Raw genomic sequence first — 17,118 nt, forward strand, 5'->3', positions numbered from 1 at the left:
ATGGAGGAACAATTAAACCCAATGACCTTTCCTTTGAACGGGGCACGACTCATTGAGGCCAGTGCGGGAACCGGAAAAACTTACACCATCGCAGCCCTTTATCTTCGGTTGGTCCTGGGACACGGAAACAAAAACGGATTTGCCCGGCCTTTAACCCCGCCGGAAATCCTGGTCGTCACCTTTACCAATGCTGCAACCGAAGAACTTCGGGAGCGGATTCGAAGCCGGCTTACCGAAGCAGCCGGATTTTTCAGAGGAACCGGGGAGGCAGATGCCTTCCTGGAAGAACTTAAAGGTGATTACGATCCTGGTGAATGGCCGGCCATGGCCATGCGCCTGGAACAGGCAGCCCAGTGGATGGACGAATCAGCTATTCACACCATCCACGCCTGGTGTCAATGTATGCTTCGTCAACATGCCTTTGACAGCCTGTCCCTGTTCGACCTGGAACTTGCCCCAAACGATCAGGATCTGCTGGAAGAGGCGGCCTGTGATTTCTGGCGGGCCGGGTTTTATCCCCAAAGTGTTTCGGCCCTTTCAGAATTAAAGGCCGTAGCCAAGATCTCCACCCCCCAGGAGCTGCTCAAACAGGTTTTTCCCATCATTGATGCCGTGGACTGTGCCGACGGGTCAAATACGGTCGACCCGTTTGATCTATTGGATCAGCGTATACAATCCATAGAATCGGCACGGCTGGTCTGGGCCTCGGAGTTTGATCGGGCTGTTGAGCAGGTGACTAAGGCTCAGGCCGATAAGACATTGAACAATAACAAGTACCGGAAGGGCTCCCTGGAAAAATGGATTGTTCAATTGGATCAATGGGTAAACCATGGAGGCCCGTTGCCGGAGAACCAAGTCCTGGAAAAATTTTCAACCCAGGGTCTAACCGCCGGAAAATCTAAAAATAATAATCCACCGACCCATCCAGCCTATGATGCATTGGATGTGCTCAATGAGGCCCTTGCATCAAAAGACGTTAAACAGGCCCTCATCTACCATGCTGCAGCGCAGATCCGTAAAAGGGTGGCCGAGGCCAAGGACCGCCTTTCCCGAATGGGATTTAATGACCTTTTGACCCGGCTGGGTCAGGCCTTGTCCCAGTCCGAATCTGGGGGTAACCGTCTGGCCCGGGTCATCCGTGATCAGTTCCCCGTGGCGATGATTGATGAATTCCAGGATACCGATCCAGTCCAGTATAGTTCTTTTGCTGCCATTTACCAGAACCGGGAAAACACAGGACTTTTTATGATCGGTGACCCCAAACAGGCCATATATGCTTTCAGGGGTGCAGATATTCATACGTATCTCAAGGCCAAAAAGGATACCCTGGGGCACCACTATACCCTGGGAAAAAATTACCGGTCCACACATCGTATGGTGGAGGGTGTCAATCAGGTCTTTGGCTGGGCATCTCATTTTCCCGATGGCCCTTTTTTATTCAAGGACCAGATTCCATTTGATTCCGTGAAGGCCCAGGGCCGACAGGAACAACTTATGGTGGATGACCAAGAAGTTCAGGCCATGACTTTGTGGCTAATGGAGCAGGGCGAACCGGTGAACAAAACAGGGCCTGAAGGCTACATTACCAGGATGGCGCAAGCCGGCGCCCAGGAGATCGCCCGCCTGATAAGTCTGGGCAGACAGATCCCCTGTCGAGCAGGGTTTGCTCAGCCCGGAGAGGAAATGACACCGTTGAGACCTTCGGACATTGCCGTTCTTGTCCGGGATGGCAGGGAAGCGGCTGCCATTCAATCTGCACTTACAACACATGGAATCAAGTCCGTTTATCTGTCGGACAAGGAATCGGTGTTTGACAGCCCGGAAGCCCAGTCTCTGCTTTATATTCTCCAGGCTTGCTCTGATCCGACAAACGATACTCTGGTACGAACAGCCCTGGCTACACAGATTATAGACCTTTCCTTTGAAACTCTTGATCGGTTGGAACAAGATGAATTGGCCAGGGAGGCTGAATTGGAACGGTTCAAGCAGTTTCAAAATATCTGGCATTACCAGGGCGTGCTGCCCATGGTGAGGGCATTGCTGTTGGAGTTTAACGTAGGGGCCAGGATGCTGGCAGGCTCAACGGGAGAACGGCGGCTCACTAATGTGCTCCATCTGGCAGAAATAATCCAGGTGGCAGCCGCAGATCTTGATGGAGAACAGGGTATTATTCGGTGGCTTGCCGGGCAGATTGAAAATCCCAAAAGGGGCGGCGATGACCAGATCCTTCGCCTTGAAAGTGACCAGGCCCTGGTCCGGGTGGTGACCATCCACAAATCAAAAGGCCTGGAATACCCTTTGGTGTTCCTTCCTTTTATATGCAGTTTTCGGAAGGTAACTGCACGTAACTCTTCCATGGTAAAAATCCATGACAAAGACGGGAATGTCAGGATGGTGGTAAACCCGGGAGACAATGAGCTTGAAATGGCTGACCAGGAAAGGCTGGCCGAGGATTTACGAATCCTTTATGTGGCCTTGACCCGGGCCTGTCATGCCTGCTGGCTGGGAATGGGTGTAATAGGAAAGGTAACCAAAAAAGGGGAGACCACGGACCTTCACCAGTCAGGAATTGGCTATCTGCTTAAGGGTGGGGAAATGATACCCACGGTTGAACTACCATCCGTACTTGCAAATCTCAAGGGGGATTGTGATACCATTGCCGTGACTCCTTTGCCGGATTTGTCCACGGGGCTTGCAGTACCAGAGTCGGAAAGTAAGGTGCTTTTGCCTGCCAGGACATTCAATGGCATCATCCCTAAGAATTGGCGGATCAGCAGTTATTCCGGTATCCTTACCGGTGCTGCCATGCCGGAGACCGGAACTGATACACAGGTATCTTTAAAGGACTCTGCCGTGGATTCTCCAGATTCCCCAGCCCAAGACCAGCTCCAGGAAACTGCAGGAGAAGAAAACCTTTCCCTGGATGTCACTCCCGGAGCCCGGTCAATCCACACCTTTGCCAGGGGACCTGAACCGGGAACCTTTCTGCACGATATGCTTGAGTGGGCGGCACACACGGGATTTGATCAGGTCGCCCAGAATACGGCAGCCACCCGGGACAAGGTTACAGAACTATGTATCCGACGGGGATGGGACTTGTGGTCTGATGTCCTTTCGGATTGGTTTCTGGAATTGATTCAAACCCCTTTACCTTTGCTTGACGATTCTATGGCTTTGTCTGATCTTGGGCCGGAGCTATGCAAAGCAGAAATGGAATTTCTTTTTGCGGCCCACCAGGTGGATATCCATGATTTGGACCGGCTGGTGACGGATGCTGTGCTGCCCGGTATTGTTCGTCCGGTGTTGCGGCAGGACCGGGTCAACGGCATGCTAAAGGGCTTCATCGACCTTTTGTTCCGTTTTGACAACCGGTATTTTGTACTGGACTACAAGTCCAATTATCTGGGAGAAAACCAGAGCGCTTACGGACAGGATGCCATGGCCCAAGCCATGGTGGAGCATCGTTATGATCTCCAATATCTGCTTTATATTCTAGCTCTTCATAGGCTGCTCAAGGCCCGTATTCAAGATTATGACTACGAACGGGATGTGGGTGGTGCGGTTTATCTGTTTTTAAGGGGTGTGAATACATCTGGCCAGGGCATTTATGTGGACAAACCTCCTGCAACCCTGATCAATGAACTGGATAACTTGTTTAAGACTGGCAATTTGTTTCAAAAAGGAGGACTTAAATGATGCCCCTTGCTGATTTTTTTGACTTGCTTCAAACCTGGACGGTCCAGGGCTGGCTTAGGCAGATAGATAAGGCCTTTGTTATATTTTTGAATCGCCAAGATCCTTCAGCATCTTCTATGGTGCTTCTTGGGGCAGCACTGGCCAGCCACCAACTCGGGCGGGGCCATATCTGCTTGGATATGGCCAGTGCTCTGGCCGATCCCGATGGCACCCTTTCCCTTCCCCCTGAAGGAGAGACAGGGGAGGATATGCCTGCTAAACCCTCTCAGCTCCTTTGTAACCTCACCAAGAAACTTTGGGTTGAACAGCTTTCCAATTCAAATCTTGTGAGCGAAGATACTGGCAGCAGTCCTCTGGTTCTGCAACAGGGCCGTCTCTATTTGCGACGGTATTGGCAGTATACCCTGCAGGTGGCCCGGGAAATTCTTGGCCGGGTGGGGCAAACAGCTCCGGTACCCCAGGATTTAGAGAGGCGGCTGGATAAATTATTTTCTAATTTGAGAAGTCCGGAAGAAACGAAAAAGCAAACCATCCATTGGCAGAGTGTGGCTGCAGCGGTGGTTGTCGCTTCGAATTTCAGTGTGATCTCCGGAGGACCTGGGACCGGTAAAACCACCACTGTGGTCCAGGTGATAGCTCTACTTCAGGGAATCTCCATCGAACAGGGAAAGACGCTTCGAATTCGCCTGGCCGCCCCCACGGGAAAAGCAGCTGCCCGGCTGACGGAATCCATCTCCAGGGCTATCGACTTTCTGCCGGAAAAAATTCAGGCCCATATGCCCACCGAGGTCACCACCCTTCATCGTCTCTTGGGCACCCGTCACAATTCCCGACATTTTATCCACAACCGGACGAACCAGCTCCATTTAGATTTTTTGGTCGTGGATGAAGCCTCCATGGTCGACCTTGAAATGATGGATGCTCTTTTAAGCGCTTTGCCGTCCCAGGCCCGGTTGATCCTTCTGGGAGACAAGGATCAATTGGCCTCGGTGGAAGCCGGTTTCGTTCTTGGGGATATTTGTGCCAATGCGTCCAATCCCTGCTACCAATCTGAAAGCGTTAATTTTTTCAAGAAAGCTACTGGTTACGATTTGTCTGAATTCTCAGGCCCCGGAACCGGCCTGGATCAGCAGATTGTGGTATTAAGGAAAAGTCACAGGTTCCATGAAAACAGCGGTATAGGGAATCTGGCCCGTGCAGTGAATCAGGGGGATGGAAGACAAGTCTCCAAGATCTGGGAAAAAGGGTATCCTGATATCTCTAAGCTCGTGTTGCTCTCCTGTGAAGATGAAGGCTTCCGCAGCCTAATCCTGGACGGCAATCTAAAATCCTTTCCACATGCGGTAGAACAGCCAGCAGGCTACCGCGAGTATCTCGAAGTCATAACCCGGGGGCACGGGGACTGGCCGTCGGAGGAGCACTGGTTCATGGCCGTGCTTGAGAGCTTTAACCGATTCCAGCTTTTGAGTCCCATTCGTAAAGGAGACTGGGGCGTGGAAGGGTTGAACCGCATCTGTGCTCGAATCCTTTACAAAGCTGGCCTGATCCAGTCTACCCAGGGATGGTATCCGGGACGGCCGGTTATGGTCACCCGTAACGACTATAGTCTGGGGCTAATGAACGGGGATATCGGCATTGTCCTTGAAGTGGGCCATGACGGCCAAAGGAATCATGAAAAAAGGGGGGGGGCGAAAAAGGTGTTACGGGTAGTTTTTCCCATGGCAGACGGATCTATAAAACAGATGCTCCCCTCAAGGCTCGGGGCTGTGGAAACCGTCTATGCCATGACTGTTCATAAATCCCAGGGGTCGGAGTTTGATCATACAGCCTTGGTCTTGCCTGATGCCATGAGCCCGGTATTGACCCGGGAACTTCTCTACACCGGCATCACCCGGGCCCGTTCCTTTTTTACCCTGGCAGGGACATCAACCGATATTTTGGCCGAGGCCGTTGAACAGCGGACCCACAGGGCCTCTGGACTTGGAAATTTATTGCTGAAAAGTGATGGCTAACTTCCTGGTACCAAGATTATGATAGATGAAGATATGTATGCAACATTTGGCGAAACCAAATATACCCTAAAAGGATCGCATTAAAAAAACGACTACCGATTTAAGCCGGGACACCCTTTAAAACAAGGCTTCTCCGGAACCCCAGGTTCATGAGGTTTAGGTACTGCAAAACTCTCATCACCGGGTCAAACTGTCCCACGTTATGTCGGTAACCAAAACAATTTAAGGAGCAGGAAATGAAAATTGGCGATGTAATGAAATTACAGCAAACTCTCATGCCAAAAATTGACGAGCTTTGCACACGTCCGGTTGCTTCATCTCAAAAACAAGTGGATTTCTGGCAAAATAACCATGGAGCCTATCTAAAAGAAAAGGCAAAAAGGGTTTTAACTCTTCCAGATTCGCTACAGAATGAGGTTGACCAAATGTTTGCCTCTTCCAAGGAGTTTTATTTAAATATGGTTGCAGTATGGTATAAATCATCACACAAGTCCCTTAGCAAAACTATACTTATGGAGCAACAGCGGAGTGGAATTATTTCTAAAGAACAAATGCGTAAATCGTTCGATAAAATTAAAAGTATAGATGTTCAGTCAATAGGGAAAGACCAAAAAATTCAATTTTTTTTTGAATTTTTCGAGAGTTTGATAGAACAAATCAAAAATCAAAAGGAATGGTCTAAGCTTTACCAAATCAGTAATTTAGGATTGCTGAGTGATAGGCTTGTCTGGAATATAAGTGCGTTAGACCTTTGCGCCTGGCAATTGCCTTTGGCTGACACAAGAAACATAAATGATTATCAGCAGCTGGCAAAAATCATGACGATTTTTTTCTTTTTTGAAAAAATTTATAAAAATTGGTTCAAATTAGATTCTATTAATGATGTTAACCCTTTCGATGTAGTACCTGGTCTTAACAAGATACTTGCATACTATATGTAGCGGCTCGGAATAATTCAATCCGGACTCTGTTTATACGTTAATAAGATTTGAATTTGGGCTCTGTTGCAAAAAATTTGACGGAAAAGAGTAAGTGCTTGATCTTATTGAATATGTCCCTTTACAGCGTGAAAAATTAATTATAACTAAATCAACGGCTTAGGGATTTTCAATAATTTTTTGCAACAGAGCCGAAAATTACGGCCTGAGATAGATGCGAGGGAATGAAACCGTAAGTTTCTGTTCAAATGCCCCCGCTGGTCCAACAACAGGTCACATCCGGCAAAAGATCATAAATTTAGTTTAAATCAAAGTATTCCAATCATTTGGAAAAATAATAATGAAAAAAATTTTTAGATTATATGAAAATGGAAAAGCAAAATTTGAATCATCAGTTTTTGATATGATAACTGGAGAAAAAGAAACAAAGCAAACAAAAGGCCTTGCATATTTATTAAAAGAATATCCAAGTTTAATAAGAGATATACTAAAATTAAATAAGATAAGGAATCATTCTTGTTTTTCTAAAAAAAGATTGAAATTGAGATGGAAAGAAATAAACAGCATTGAAGTATTGGCTGAAAAAATCACCAAATCAGGAAATCGTGTTGATATAATAATTAAAATAAACGAGAAAAGCGCTCCCCTGTTAGCAATCATTATTGAAGCAAAAAGTATAAAATCAAATATCAAATATAGTGCTGTAATTCCACAGATAGAGAAATACTTAGAAATGGGTGAGATTTCAGATTTAGAAGGATACTCGAAGATCCCAATAATATTGACCAAATTTAAAAGCATGCTGGGTAGCGATGATATCATTTCATTAACCTGGCAGGATATTATTGATATTATTTCTAAATCAAATGAGAGAAATAAAAATAATTTAATAGGGCAATATTATCAATTTATAACGGGAGTAAATAACAAAATGCATTATTATGAAAAAGAAGTATTGTCTATACCCGCAGGAAAAACATTTGATTTAGTTGAAAAATATAAGATTTATGAATGCCCCAATAACAGTTCCTATAATTATAAGAAAACTATTTTTATTACATTTAGAAATACGGGCGGTGGGGTGATGAAAAAACTTTATAAAATAGAAGATATAATAGTGTTTAATCCAGCAGAAAAATCAGATTTAGATAGAGTAATGGATTCCATGACAGAAGAACAGACAAAAAAAGAACGGCTTCAAGATTTTATAAAGGAATGTAAATATGAACATCCTGGAGAAGAAAAAAAATTTTATATACTGTCGGCAGATGAAATTATAGATCTACAAAATAAGCCAAAACCCAAAAGAAACAATGCAAAATTTACGTACTATAGATTATTTGATATTTTGACAAAGAGTATCGTTGAGCCTGCGTCAAAATTGTCTTAATTCAATTTTTCGATAGGGAGTGTTCAGAATTTTGTGTCAGTAGACTAAAGCTGATATCGTGACATTTTCTTGGGACCAGACCGCGCCAATCACACCATGGATTTTTAAAGTCGTATCTGAAAAATAGCTCGAATTATACATAGATGGCTAACCCGGCTGATTGGCCAATTAAGAGTATACAATGTTGGAGTCCATGCCAAAACGGGGGCTGAAAGTTACGAAGCCATGCCCGATAGCCCCAGCTTATTCTAAATTTTTTCAATTTCCCGCTATCATTTGTGAGCCCATCACAAATTCTAAATGCCCACCCCTCAGTGCTGATTTTAAAACAAACCTATGCTGGGTCACAGCCTTATCCAATTATGATAGAATAAAAGGAGGGGCAATCATGAACAAAACCGACCAGGTGAAGGTATATCAACTGCGAGTATATCTGCGGCAAATCAGCCCGATGATCTGGCGAAGGCTGCAGGTACGCAGTGACAGCACCATTGCCGATCTACATTACACCCTACAGATTGCTATGGATTGGGATGATTTTCATCTGCACCAGTTCATTATCCGAGGAAAACGCTATGGTGAATCCCGAGTAGGAGGCATCCTATTTTCCGACAATCCATGTCAAATCCGCCTTGGCGGCTTTGGGTTTCGCCAGAATGAACGTTTCCTCTATGAGTACGACCTCACCGACAGGTGGGAACACGAGATCCGGATCGAAAAAAAATTGTCAATGGACCCCCAAACGACTTATCCGGTTTGTATCGGTGGTGCCAGAACCGCACCGCCCGAAGACTGCGGAGGTCCCTGGGCTTTCATGGCGCTGAAACAAAAATATTCCCTGTGGTATATTGCCGATCGGTTAATCGAGATCATTAAAAAGAATGATGTAGATGATTACCAGGAGGAACTGCTCGAATACCAATACTGGTTGCACGTAAATAACTTTGACCGTCAAGCGGTTAACCAGCGGCTCAAACAATATGCGGCCGGCGATGATGCATGGCAGTGTCAATAAAGGAGAAATATTCATGAAGATAAAAGTTCAAATAATGATTGAATATGAGGAGAAGAGCCAGCCAATTGTGGAAGAGATCGAATGCTTGTGCCGTGGTGATCTCCTTCCGGAAACCCTGGGGCTGACATTAAATGAAGGCAAAGAATTGTTGGCCAGGATTCAAAAGGCAATGGTTACTCACCAGGCCACTGAATATGTTGCACAGCAGCGTTCCTGTCCGCATTGCGGGAAAAAACGCCATAATAAAGGCCGGCACGAACTCATACTTCGGTCTCTCTTTGGAAAACTTCATATTGGAAGTCCACGTCTTTATACCTGCGGTTGCCAACCACAGGAAAAGCAGAGTTTCAGTCCTCTGGCAGACCGACTGCCGGAACGGACAACCCCGGAATTCCGTTATCTGCAATCAAAGTGGGCTTCACTCATGTCTTATGGTTTGACGGTTGATATGCTGGAGGAGGTGTTACCCCTTCACGCCAATACCACAACCGTTGTCCGGCACATCCATGACGTAGCGGGGAAACTGGAAGCGGAACTGGGCGACGAGCAGGGAATGTTCATTGAAGGCTGTGAAAGGGATTGGGAAGCGTTGCCGGATCCTGATGAACCGCTCATCGTTGGCATTGATGGTGGTTATGTCCATGCCCGGGAGGGTGAAAAGCGAAAGGCTGGTTGGTTTGAGGTGATCGTCGGCAAGAGCATGCCGGAAAAAGAAGAAAATAAACGGTTTGCCTCCGTCCACAGTTATGACCAAAAGCCCAAGCGAAGAGTGTTTGAAATGCTGAAAAATAAAGGCCTCCAGATGAACCAGGACATCATCTTTCTTTCCGACGGCGGTGATACAGTGCGCAATCTGCAAATGTACATCAGTCCTCAAGCAGAGCACCTACTGGATTGGTTTCATATTACGATGAGAATCACGGCCATGAAACAGATGGCAAAGGGGTTGTCAGAGGAAAAATGGTTGCCGGACGTCCAGGCTGAACTTGAGAGCATCAAATGGTACCTGTGGCATGGCAATGTTTTTCGTGCATTGCAAAAAGTTGAAGGGTTGGATTTTGATTTGAGCTGTTACGAAGAGGATTCTCCGGTTGTACTAAAGGTTGGGAAAGCTCTCAGTGAATTTCACCACTACATTTCCTCAAATCAAAACTTCATTCCAAATTATGGGGAACGTCACCGCTACAGGGAAATAATTTCAACGGCATTTGTGGAGTCCACGGTGAATGAGGTCATCAGCAAACGAATGGTGAAGAGACAACAGATGCGTTGGACAAAACAGGGTGCGCATTTGTTACTCCAAGTGCGTGTTCAGACCCTCAACGGAGATTTAAGGGATACCTTCTGTCAATGGTATCCCGGCATGACGCGTGAGGCGGAAAATCTTTTAAAGGCGGCTTAGCCCCCGTTTTGGCATGGTCTCAAAGTAAATCCAAGGGCCGCACCGATAAGTAATCCGGTTAAAAAGTTCATTCCACCACCTTTCTATTTTGATTCGTTTTTCCAAAAAGGCTCTATGGCCGGAATCGGATCGTAATTTTCAATGGCGATTTCATTTTCATTATAAAATTGTTCAAGCTCGGGTCCTGGAAGCCGGGGGAAATAATCCATCGGCGGGGTAACATCTTGGTCTTTAAACTGTTCAGTCCCATCCGGGTAACCCGCCCGGCCAATACCACTTATTTTCTTTTACTCGTAAAAACAAGGGTCAAACCTACCAAACCAACAATAAACGATATCATCGCCGGAAGTGCCAAAAATCCAGGTGCGGCCCATTCTTGCAGATACAAATTATTGTCATTAGCTATTTCAGGAGGTACAGCAAAGCAACCCATCATCCAAGCGATGCCAAGCACACAAAAAAACAGCAAACCTATTCCAATAAATAACTTTTTCCATTTCATAACCCACCCTCGTCTATTTTGTTTCATCCTGGCTGGATGCCGGAGTCTGTTTTGATTCATTGACCAGTCTTAATTCTGCTATCCAAGTTTCCGGCAACCTAACAATTTTATCCTCACCAGTTTTTAAATTCCGAACAAATTTTGTGCCTTTTGGAATGACGATTATCTCATCTTTTGAAGACATTTTTAACAAATCTTCATTTAAGTTATGCAAATCATTTTCGTACATACTGATTTGCTCAGTCCGTAAAGTATTTATATCTTCTAAGAATTCCGTTTTAGCCAAAAACATTCTTTGTTGATAAAAGAATAGGGCCGTAACCAGGATCGAATAAACAATCAAAAACTGAGGCCACCAGTATTTTAAAAATTCTATAGCATTATTCATAATCCACCTCGTTATTTTGATTCAGATTTGATGACCTGATCATTGTCATTCACATATTCAAGAAGCCTCATGGCATCGGCAAGTAATTCTGTATTCGAAATTTCAGCCACATTCACAGACGGGAATGAAATACATTTAAGGCAAGTTTCTGCAAGCAGCTTTGCGGTTAGCAATATCCTTTTATTATCAATTTCATTATCTCCGTATGTGACAAGTAATAATCCATGTGGTCGGCTGCAACGAAGAAGCGTAAAAAAAGGCGGTATAAAGTCAATCCTTTTTTTATCGTATTGTTCTAATATTTCTTGTAATTCCATTTGTTCTTTTTCTCCAGGGGCCACCCGCCACCGGGCAGGGCTCCCTATTCTGATTCATGGCTCGTTGTTACTGTGTATTTTTTTTCGTTATTTATAATGCCTGCTTTGGCTTGTTTTGAGGCGGCCCCTTTGGCCTTCCCCGTGCTCATGTAAAGAATTCTATCAGTTTGTTATCCCAAAGTCAAGCTTTTTTTAATTCTTTTTTTATTAAAAACTCCAAAAAATCGGCTTGTTGCATTTTATTTTTTCCAGCCAGGGCAATGAAAATATTTTTGATTTCCGGCGTGACCCGGCAATTAATCCTAACCGACCTCCCCCCTTTGTGCGGGGTTATGATTCTTTTTTTTTCTGTGGTCATTGAAATATTTCTTTTTTTTTGGCGTTTATTTTTTTTCTCCTGGGGAATCTCCGGCTCGGCTGGTGTCCCTCCCTGGCCGGTGGATGCTCCTTATTTTGATTCGGTTTCTGGCCTGACCGATGGTGAAAAATTATAAGTGTGTTCAATAAGGGCACGAATAAGAATCCTTCCTTTTCCCACACAGCTTTGGTTAATGCCGGGGATATTGGTTTTTCCGTGAGCCATACAAACGCCTTCTATACCCGTTTGTAATTCAATTAAACCGGCTTCAGGTATCCTATCAATATCAATAGTACCTCCAACGAGTTCTAATATTTTCGTATGGAGATAAGAATCAACAGGGTTGAGATAGATGCCGTCCTCGGGGATATCAAACCCCATGCCCCTTAAAATTTCGTGTGGGAGAAAGAAGTCTTTACGCTTCTTTTGTTCGTCTTTCATCCTCTGGATGATTAATTCTAATTGACCTATTTTCTGATTAGCTACCTGTAATTCTGTTAGCAATTCCACCGCTGTGATTTTATTTTTATTGGACATCACGGGTTCTCCTATTTTTTCAGATGTTTTGAATCATAGCCCCGAACCTGCCCGGTGCCTGTTCCTCTTGTTTTCTAGTGTCTTTTTTACATCAAGACAACAATTGTCATTGTAAATCCATTGGGAACATTTAAGCACTCTTGACAACCTTTCAGATGATTGCTTAACAAACTTAAGTACATCATCAATTGTTTTAAGATTTCCTTCTTCAATCCCTCTCTGAATATCTATTGCTTCATACACTCTACCTGCTATTTCATTCATACTATTTTCATCTGGTATGACTGTTTTCATTGGATGCTCCTTATTTTGATTTATGGTTTCTTTTTTTGGGCGTTTATCTTTTTCTTGATCCAGGAGCCGGGTGGCTCCTGGATGTGACCCTGGCCGGGTGACTGCTCCCTACTCTAATTCATATACTTCGTTTATAATCTTCTGCAGCATTTGTTCTAATTCATTTCGTTTGATGCCCATTTTTTTTACGGTATTAATAAATTGCCGACTGTTAATAACTGGAATTCCGCTGGATGGCTGAGGCGGATCTAAAATTAAGTCTATTTTCGTATTTATCTGATTCATTTTTGCAATTATTTCTTGGTTATCTATGTGTTGATTCCAAAACAATAATCCGTTTAAGGTTATTATTATTATTAAAATTGATACGACCCAATGATTATTTTTTTCCATGTTGTTGCTCCCTATTTTGATTCAAAAATTACCAAAGGATTAAATTCCCGTTTTGATTCAACAAGGGAAAGAATAATAGTTTTATCAACTTGAATAGGAAATTCAGCGGGAATAATATCTTTAACCTTACTTGATAAAACTAATTTATAAGGACCATCTAAGATAATTTTATAATTTTCAGGTACATCCTTCGGGTCAAATTTAATAAGTTGCAAATGATCATTTTTTTGAAAAGAGATCGTGGTTACAAACATTGGATGTATTCTCACGGCAACTTTATTATCAAGACCAATAAATTCCTTTATCGTGGTTATAGGTTGTTTATTGGATTTTGAGGTGGCATAAAAAATGAAGGCAATAAGTAACGCAATTAAGACTATTGATATTGTTATTTTTTTCATCTTCTTTTTCTCCTGGGGCCTCCCGGCATCCGACCGGGGCAGGCCTCCTTATTTTGATTCAACAAATTTGTTTGGGCCCTAGCCTATTTCTATTTTGATTCATGCCTTTTGTTTATATGATCCATGATTTTGCGGTTAGTCTCTCTGCCGCCCTCCACTGACTTGTCACTTCGTTGGTTTATCAGGTCAATATTTTGAAGGAAATATTGGTAACATGCTTTGAAACCTTGCTCTTTAAGAGCAGAATACTGTTTCATATGATTCCCATTTAGAATCAAAAAAACCGGGAGACTTTTTCCATCTTCAAGGACAAGGGCGGTAGTATCATGTCCACCATAATCAGCACGGTCATAATTGTTGTATGAGATATAAAAATCTGCCTTGGTCTCAATCGTCTTATTAGGAACGGTCACGGGAATACCGTTAAAAAATTGTGTATGTGCGGTTGTTTTCATGCTTATCCTCCCTGCCACCCGGCTCCTGCCTCCCTATTTTGCTTTAGGCTCCGGTGTACCGGAGCAAGTTTGTTTACCGTTTAGCGTATTCAACAAAATCAAATTCACAAGTAACGATTGCATCTAAAAAAGTACGCCATGTGCTAACTCTCATAGGGCCAGTATGATGCAGGGTGCCATCATTCAAGGTTTCAAAAGCAGGCATAGTACCTCTGTCTTTGGCGTGAATAAAGTGTGCCTGAAATTCGCCCTTTTCAACAGTTGTAACACCCTCAGCAAGGTGATTTTCCAAAAACTTAAAACCATCCTCTCTAAGATTTTTTTCGATCTTTAACATCCCTGCCTCCCTATTCCGGCTTTCCATGATATCTCCTTAACCTTGTCTATTAAAGTTAAGAGAATTATAGCAGTTTGGGTGACAAAGTCAAGCTTTTTTATACACTTTTTTTATTAAAAATTCTAAAAAATCAGCAGGTTTCATATTTTTCCGTTCTGCCATTTCATCGAACATATTTTTAACTTCCGGCAAAACCCTTTGGCTGATCCGTTCAGTCCGGCCACCTTTGTGCGCTGTTATGATTCTTTTTTTTTCTGTGGTCATTCTTCCCATGCCTCCATCACTAATTTTCGTTTTTCTTCGCCCACGAACCGCAAATATACTTCCGTTGTCTTTGTGCTGCTGTGGCCCATTATTTGAGCTAAAACGTGAATCTGTAAAGGTTTAGGGCCTGATACCATATTTACGCCAAAAGAATGCCTTAAACCCTTACCTGTAGCCTGTTTACCTTTGATGCTTGCCCGGTCCATAACTCTCTTAACTAAACGATATGCCGTTGGCCTGCTCAAATTAAAAAGGCGTGTGTTAAGGCTTTTCTGTTTTTTTTGCTTTTGGCGAATATCAAACACCAAATCAAGATGTTCTATCAATATTTTGGGAACCGGAACCGTTCTATATTCGGGTTGCTTCACCCTTCCTTTACTGTCGGTTTTGCGTTTTTTTAAGCACCTAAAAACAATTGACTGTTCTTCTATTAATATCCGTCCTGGTGTTAATTCCAACGCTTCGGAAGGACGGCAACCGGTATAATAGAGAATTTGACAATACATCCGTTCGATTGGATCTTCTTCAATAGCGGCATTTAAATATTTTTCCCGTTCTTCGGCTGTCAAATAAAGTCGTTCTCCGGTTGGACTCAATAACCGCATTTCAGGGGCAAATTTAGCCATAAATCTCCTTGAATCAAAAGTCTAAAGTTTTGATTCAACTTACCCTATTAAAAAACCCTGATCAACCTTATTTTTTTGGAGTTCAGGGCTAAAAATGAATCAGTTTGGGGTATACGGCTTCAGGGTATGTTATCTCTTAAAATAACGCTGTCCGCAGGACCGGCCTATTAGTATAGGCCGTAAGCGAACCATAGTTCGCAACATATTACCGTTGAGCAGAGCGAATAAGGCAGGACGTAAAGTAGACCCCTTTGAAAAAGTGGGCCTACTTTACATGTCCTGCCCTCTTACCCTCGAAGATTTAGACAGAATATTCGGGATAAATGCAGATATTCGGAGAATTCTTCAAAAATCTGCATTTATCGATAAAAAACCTGCGGAAATCTATCATAAGGATACATAAATCTATAATTATCGCTAAATTTTTATTCAAATTTTTCACTTATCAAATTAACAGCGGATTTTCCCTGGGAAGGTGCTAAATGAGCATACCGCATTGTAATATTAAGACTGCTGTGGCCAAGCAATTGACTGACCACCTCAAGTTTAACCCCATCCTGGACAAGCCAACTTGCAAACGTGTGCCGCAGTGTATGGAATACAACTTTATGCCTGGAATCTTTGATTCCATCATTCAGGCCGGATTTCTTAACGGCCTGCTCAAATATTTTTGGTGCGGACAAGGTAAATATTTCCCTATTTTTGTTATTCGAGATTATTTTAAAGGCTGTGCCATTTAACGGAACGACTCTGTTTTTATGAGTTTTAGAGTCTAAAATGCAAATATTCCGGTCATTTTTGTTGATATTCTCAAAACCGAGATTAAATATTTCCCCTCGGCGCAGCCCGGTGTTAACGGCAAACAATGATATATCATACCAAGCTTTTGATGTTTTCTTTAAAATATTTAGAAGTCTATCAAATTCCGGTCTTGAAAGATAACGTAACCTGCGGTTGTCAAATTTTGGCATCACATTTCTGAATTTAGGCACCTGCACCGAGGGGTCATAATCGACAACCCGGTTAAGGATTCTACGCAGTAAAGATAAGCAATGAAAAATAGTCTGAGGGCTTAATTTTTTAGCTTCCAGCGATTTGCGTAATTCAAGAAGATCATAAATGGTCAATTCCTTTATGATTTTTTTTTCAACTATCGGGGAAATATGGTTTTTCCATCTGCCGGTCTCTGTAGTCTGACTTCTCTTTGAAGATGACTGTAAAATAAAATCATTATAAAATTCCCACGCTTCATGAACTTTTCTGATCTGTTTCAATTGAATTCCTCCTAAATAGAAAAATTAGGTAACCTCATCCAACAAATGCAAAATCCATACTAAATATTAGTCTTAATAAATTTAGGTAGTTGCGATAGTTAATGATTGTTGGAGAATTACAAAATTTGCACTTAACTAAAAAAATTGTTGCTTTTTTTTGAAAGCAGGTTTATTTATATGTTAAGCGTAAAGTTTTTAGAAAGAAGTCTTTACGGAAAGGTAAGGCGACGGCCTGCAAAGCCGTTATTCTCCAGTTCAAATCTGGAAGCCGCCTCCAAACGAATCTTAAGGGCTTAGAAGAATTCCATTCTTCTGAGCCCTTTTTTATTTGGGCTTTCCTTAAGTGGTGGTCTGGAAAAAGATACCAGATCGCCCGTCTAACTTCTTTCTTTATTACATTACGTTCTATTATAAAATTTTTTTTATGGAGAGTGAACTTATTTTTTAAAAAAGGTAACCGCTAAAAACAAAAAAAAACTCATCGGTAGCAGCCGATGCGGTCCTTCTGTAAAAGCTTGT

Annotated in this window: 18 protein-coding genes; 6 read left to right on the plus strand and 12 right to left on the minus strand. The window is 43.1% G+C overall.

Annotated elements, in window-relative coordinates:
* From recB to EYB58_RS11920, 6 genes are all read left to right on the plus strand, one after another.
* The gene (gene recB / locus EYB58_RS11895; protein ID WP_111958295.1) at positions 1–3,696 is read left to right on the plus strand and encodes an exodeoxyribonuclease V subunit beta; all 3,696 of its coding nucleotides are present in this window, start codon (positions 1–3) and stop codon (positions 3,694–3,696) included.
* Positions 3,693–5,708, plus strand: coding sequence for an exodeoxyribonuclease V subunit alpha (recD, locus tag EYB58_RS11900; RefSeq protein ID WP_207309038.1), 2,016 nt, complete (start codon positions 3,693–3,695; stop codon positions 5,706–5,708). Before recB ends, recD begins: the two co-directional genes overlap by 4 nt.
* A 236-nt stretch (positions 5,709–5,944) precedes the next feature.
* Complete coding sequence (locus tag EYB58_RS11905; RefSeq protein WP_111958293.1) at positions 5,945–6,649, plus strand: hypothetical protein; 705 nt, start codon at positions 5,945–5,947, stop codon at positions 6,647–6,649.
* A 337-nt stretch (positions 6,650–6,986) separates the two neighbouring features.
* Positions 6,987–8,036 carry a hypothetical protein gene (locus tag EYB58_RS11910; RefSeq protein ID WP_111958291.1) on the plus strand — a complete coding sequence of 350 codons (1,050 nt, stop codon included), beginning with the start codon at positions 6,987–6,989 and terminating at the stop codon, positions 8,034–8,036.
* A gap of 388 nt (positions 8,037–8,424) precedes the next feature.
* A complete protein-coding gene (locus EYB58_RS11915; protein ID WP_111958289.1) occupies positions 8,425–9,051 on the plus strand; it encodes a plasmid pRiA4b ORF-3 family protein in 627 nt (208 codons plus the stop codon).
* Between the two features lie 13 nt (positions 9,052–9,064).
* Positions 9,065–10,453 carry an ISKra4 family transposase gene (locus EYB58_RS11920; protein WP_111958287.1) on the plus strand — a complete coding sequence of 463 codons (1,389 nt, stop codon included), beginning with the start codon at positions 9,065–9,067 and terminating at the stop codon, positions 10,451–10,453.
* A 277-nt stretch (positions 10,454–10,730) separates the two neighbouring features.
* Here EYB58_RS11920 and EYB58_RS11925 read toward each other — a convergent pair whose 3' ends face one another.
* The 12 genes from EYB58_RS11925 to EYB58_RS11975 form a co-directional block, all read right to left on the minus strand.
* Positions 10,731–10,955 (minus strand): Asp23/Gls24 family envelope stress response protein, encoded by a 225-nt coding sequence (locus EYB58_RS11925; RefSeq protein WP_131072056.1) that lies wholly within the window; start codon positions 10,953–10,955, stop codon positions 10,731–10,733.
* Positions 10,956–10,968: 13 nt separating this feature from the next.
* A complete protein-coding gene (locus EYB58_RS11930) occupies positions 10,969–11,343 on the minus strand; it encodes a hypothetical protein (protein WP_111958283.1) in 375 nt (124 codons plus the stop codon).
* Between the two features lie 11 nt (positions 11,344–11,354).
* Positions 11,355–11,660, minus strand: a complete 306-nt coding sequence (locus tag EYB58_RS11935; protein WP_111958281.1) for a hypothetical protein — start codon at positions 11,658–11,660, stop codon at positions 11,355–11,357.
* A gap of 448 nt (positions 11,661–12,108) precedes the next feature.
* A complete protein-coding gene (locus tag EYB58_RS11940; protein ID WP_111958279.1) occupies positions 12,109–12,555 on the minus strand; it encodes a hypothetical protein in 447 nt (148 codons plus the stop codon).
* A gap of 33 nt (positions 12,556–12,588) precedes the next feature.
* Positions 12,589–12,849 (minus strand): hypothetical protein, encoded by a 261-nt coding sequence (locus EYB58_RS11945; protein ID WP_111958277.1) that lies wholly within the window; start codon positions 12,847–12,849, stop codon positions 12,589–12,591.
* 108 nt (positions 12,850–12,957) lie between these two features.
* Positions 12,958–13,242: a hypothetical protein gene (locus EYB58_RS11950; protein ID WP_111958275.1), complete on the minus strand. Its 285-nt coding sequence runs from the start codon at positions 13,240–13,242 to the stop codon at positions 12,958–12,960.
* An 11-nt stretch (positions 13,243–13,253) separates the two neighbouring features.
* Positions 13,254–13,643, minus strand: a complete 390-nt coding sequence (locus EYB58_RS11955) for a hypothetical protein (RefSeq protein ID WP_111958273.1) — start codon at positions 13,641–13,643, stop codon at positions 13,254–13,256.
* A gap of 89 nt (positions 13,644–13,732) precedes the next feature.
* Complete coding sequence (locus tag EYB58_RS11960) at positions 13,733–14,098, minus strand: hypothetical protein (protein ID WP_111958271.1); 366 nt, start codon at positions 14,096–14,098, stop codon at positions 13,733–13,735.
* A 73-nt stretch (positions 14,099–14,171) separates the two neighbouring features.
* Entirely contained in the window at positions 14,172–14,462 is a 291-nt protein-coding gene (locus tag EYB58_RS11965) for a hypothetical protein (RefSeq protein WP_111958269.1), read from the minus strand.
* Positions 14,463–14,522: 60 nt separating this feature from the next.
* Positions 14,523–14,699 (minus strand): hypothetical protein, encoded by a 177-nt coding sequence (locus tag EYB58_RS23210; protein WP_163354486.1) that lies wholly within the window; start codon positions 14,697–14,699, stop codon positions 14,523–14,525.
* Complete coding sequence (locus tag EYB58_RS11970; protein WP_111958267.1) at positions 14,696–15,325, minus strand: tyrosine-type recombinase/integrase; 630 nt, start codon at positions 15,323–15,325, stop codon at positions 14,696–14,698. Before EYB58_RS11970 ends, EYB58_RS23210 begins: the two co-directional genes overlap by 4 nt.
* A 425-nt stretch (positions 15,326–15,750) precedes the next feature.
* The gene (locus tag EYB58_RS11975; protein ID WP_111958265.1) at positions 15,751–16,599 is read right to left on the minus strand and encodes a tyrosine-type recombinase/integrase; all 849 of its coding nucleotides are present in this window, start codon (positions 16,597–16,599) and stop codon (positions 15,751–15,753) included.
* Positions 16,600–17,118: the final 519 nt, after the last annotated feature.

The organism is Desulfobacter hydrogenophilus, assembly GCF_004319545.1.
Taxonomy (GTDB): domain Bacteria; phylum Desulfobacterota; class Desulfobacteria; order Desulfobacterales; family Desulfobacteraceae; genus Desulfobacter; species Desulfobacter hydrogenophilus.

What these genes read in the sequence shown, in the direction of transcription:
- recB (WP_111958295.1), top strand. Translation starts at nt 1, where the DNA reads ATGGAGGAACAATTAAACCCAATGACCTTTCCTTTGAACGGGGCACGA.
- EYB58_RS11905 (WP_111958293.1), top strand. Translation starts at nt 5,945, where the DNA reads ATGAAAATTGGCGATGTAATGAAATTACAGCAAACTCTCATGCCAAAA.
- recD (WP_207309038.1), top strand. Translation starts at nt 3,693, where the DNA reads ATGATGCCCCTTGCTGATTTTTTTGACTTGCTTCAAACCTGGACGGTC.
- EYB58_RS11910 (WP_111958291.1), top strand. Translation starts at nt 6,987, where the DNA reads ATGAAAAAAATTTTTAGATTATATGAAAATGGAAAAGCAAAATTTGAA.
- EYB58_RS11925 (WP_131072056.1), bottom strand. Translation starts at nt 10,955, where the DNA reads ATGAAATGGAAAAAGTTATTTATTGGAATAGGTTTGCTGTTTTTTTGT.
- EYB58_RS11970 (WP_111958267.1), bottom strand. Translation starts at nt 15,325, where the DNA reads ATGGCTAAATTTGCCCCTGAAATGCGGTTATTGAGTCCAACCGGAGAA.
- EYB58_RS11960 (WP_111958271.1), bottom strand. Translation starts at nt 14,098, where the DNA reads ATGAAAACAACCGCACATACACAATTTTTTAACGGTATTCCCGTGACC.
- EYB58_RS11935 (WP_111958281.1), bottom strand. Translation starts at nt 11,660, where the DNA reads ATGGAATTACAAGAAATATTAGAACAATACGATAAAAAAAGGATTGAC.
- EYB58_RS23210 (WP_163354486.1), bottom strand. Translation starts at nt 14,699, where the DNA reads ATGACCACAGAAAAAAAAAGAATCATAACAGCGCACAAAGGTGGCCGG.
- EYB58_RS11920 (WP_111958287.1), top strand. Translation starts at nt 9,065, where the DNA reads ATGAAGATAAAAGTTCAAATAATGATTGAATATGAGGAGAAGAGCCAG.
- EYB58_RS11930 (WP_111958283.1), bottom strand. Translation starts at nt 11,343, where the DNA reads ATGAATAATGCTATAGAATTTTTAAAATACTGGTGGCCTCAGTTTTTG.
- EYB58_RS11940 (WP_111958279.1), bottom strand. Translation starts at nt 12,555, where the DNA reads ATGTCCAATAAAAATAAAATCACAGCGGTGGAATTGCTAACAGAATTA.
- EYB58_RS11915 (WP_111958289.1), top strand. Translation starts at nt 8,425, where the DNA reads ATGAACAAAACCGACCAGGTGAAGGTATATCAACTGCGAGTATATCTG.
- EYB58_RS11965 (WP_111958269.1), bottom strand. Translation starts at nt 14,462, where the DNA reads ATGGAAAGCCGGAATAGGGAGGCAGGGATGTTAAAGATCGAAAAAAAT.
- EYB58_RS11950 (WP_111958275.1), bottom strand. Translation starts at nt 13,242, where the DNA reads ATGGAAAAAAATAATCATTGGGTCGTATCAATTTTAATAATAATAATA.
- EYB58_RS11955 (WP_111958273.1), bottom strand. Translation starts at nt 13,643, where the DNA reads ATGAAAAAAATAACAATATCAATAGTCTTAATTGCGTTACTTATTGCC.
- EYB58_RS11945 (WP_111958277.1), bottom strand. Translation starts at nt 12,849, where the DNA reads ATGAAAACAGTCATACCAGATGAAAATAGTATGAATGAAATAGCAGGT.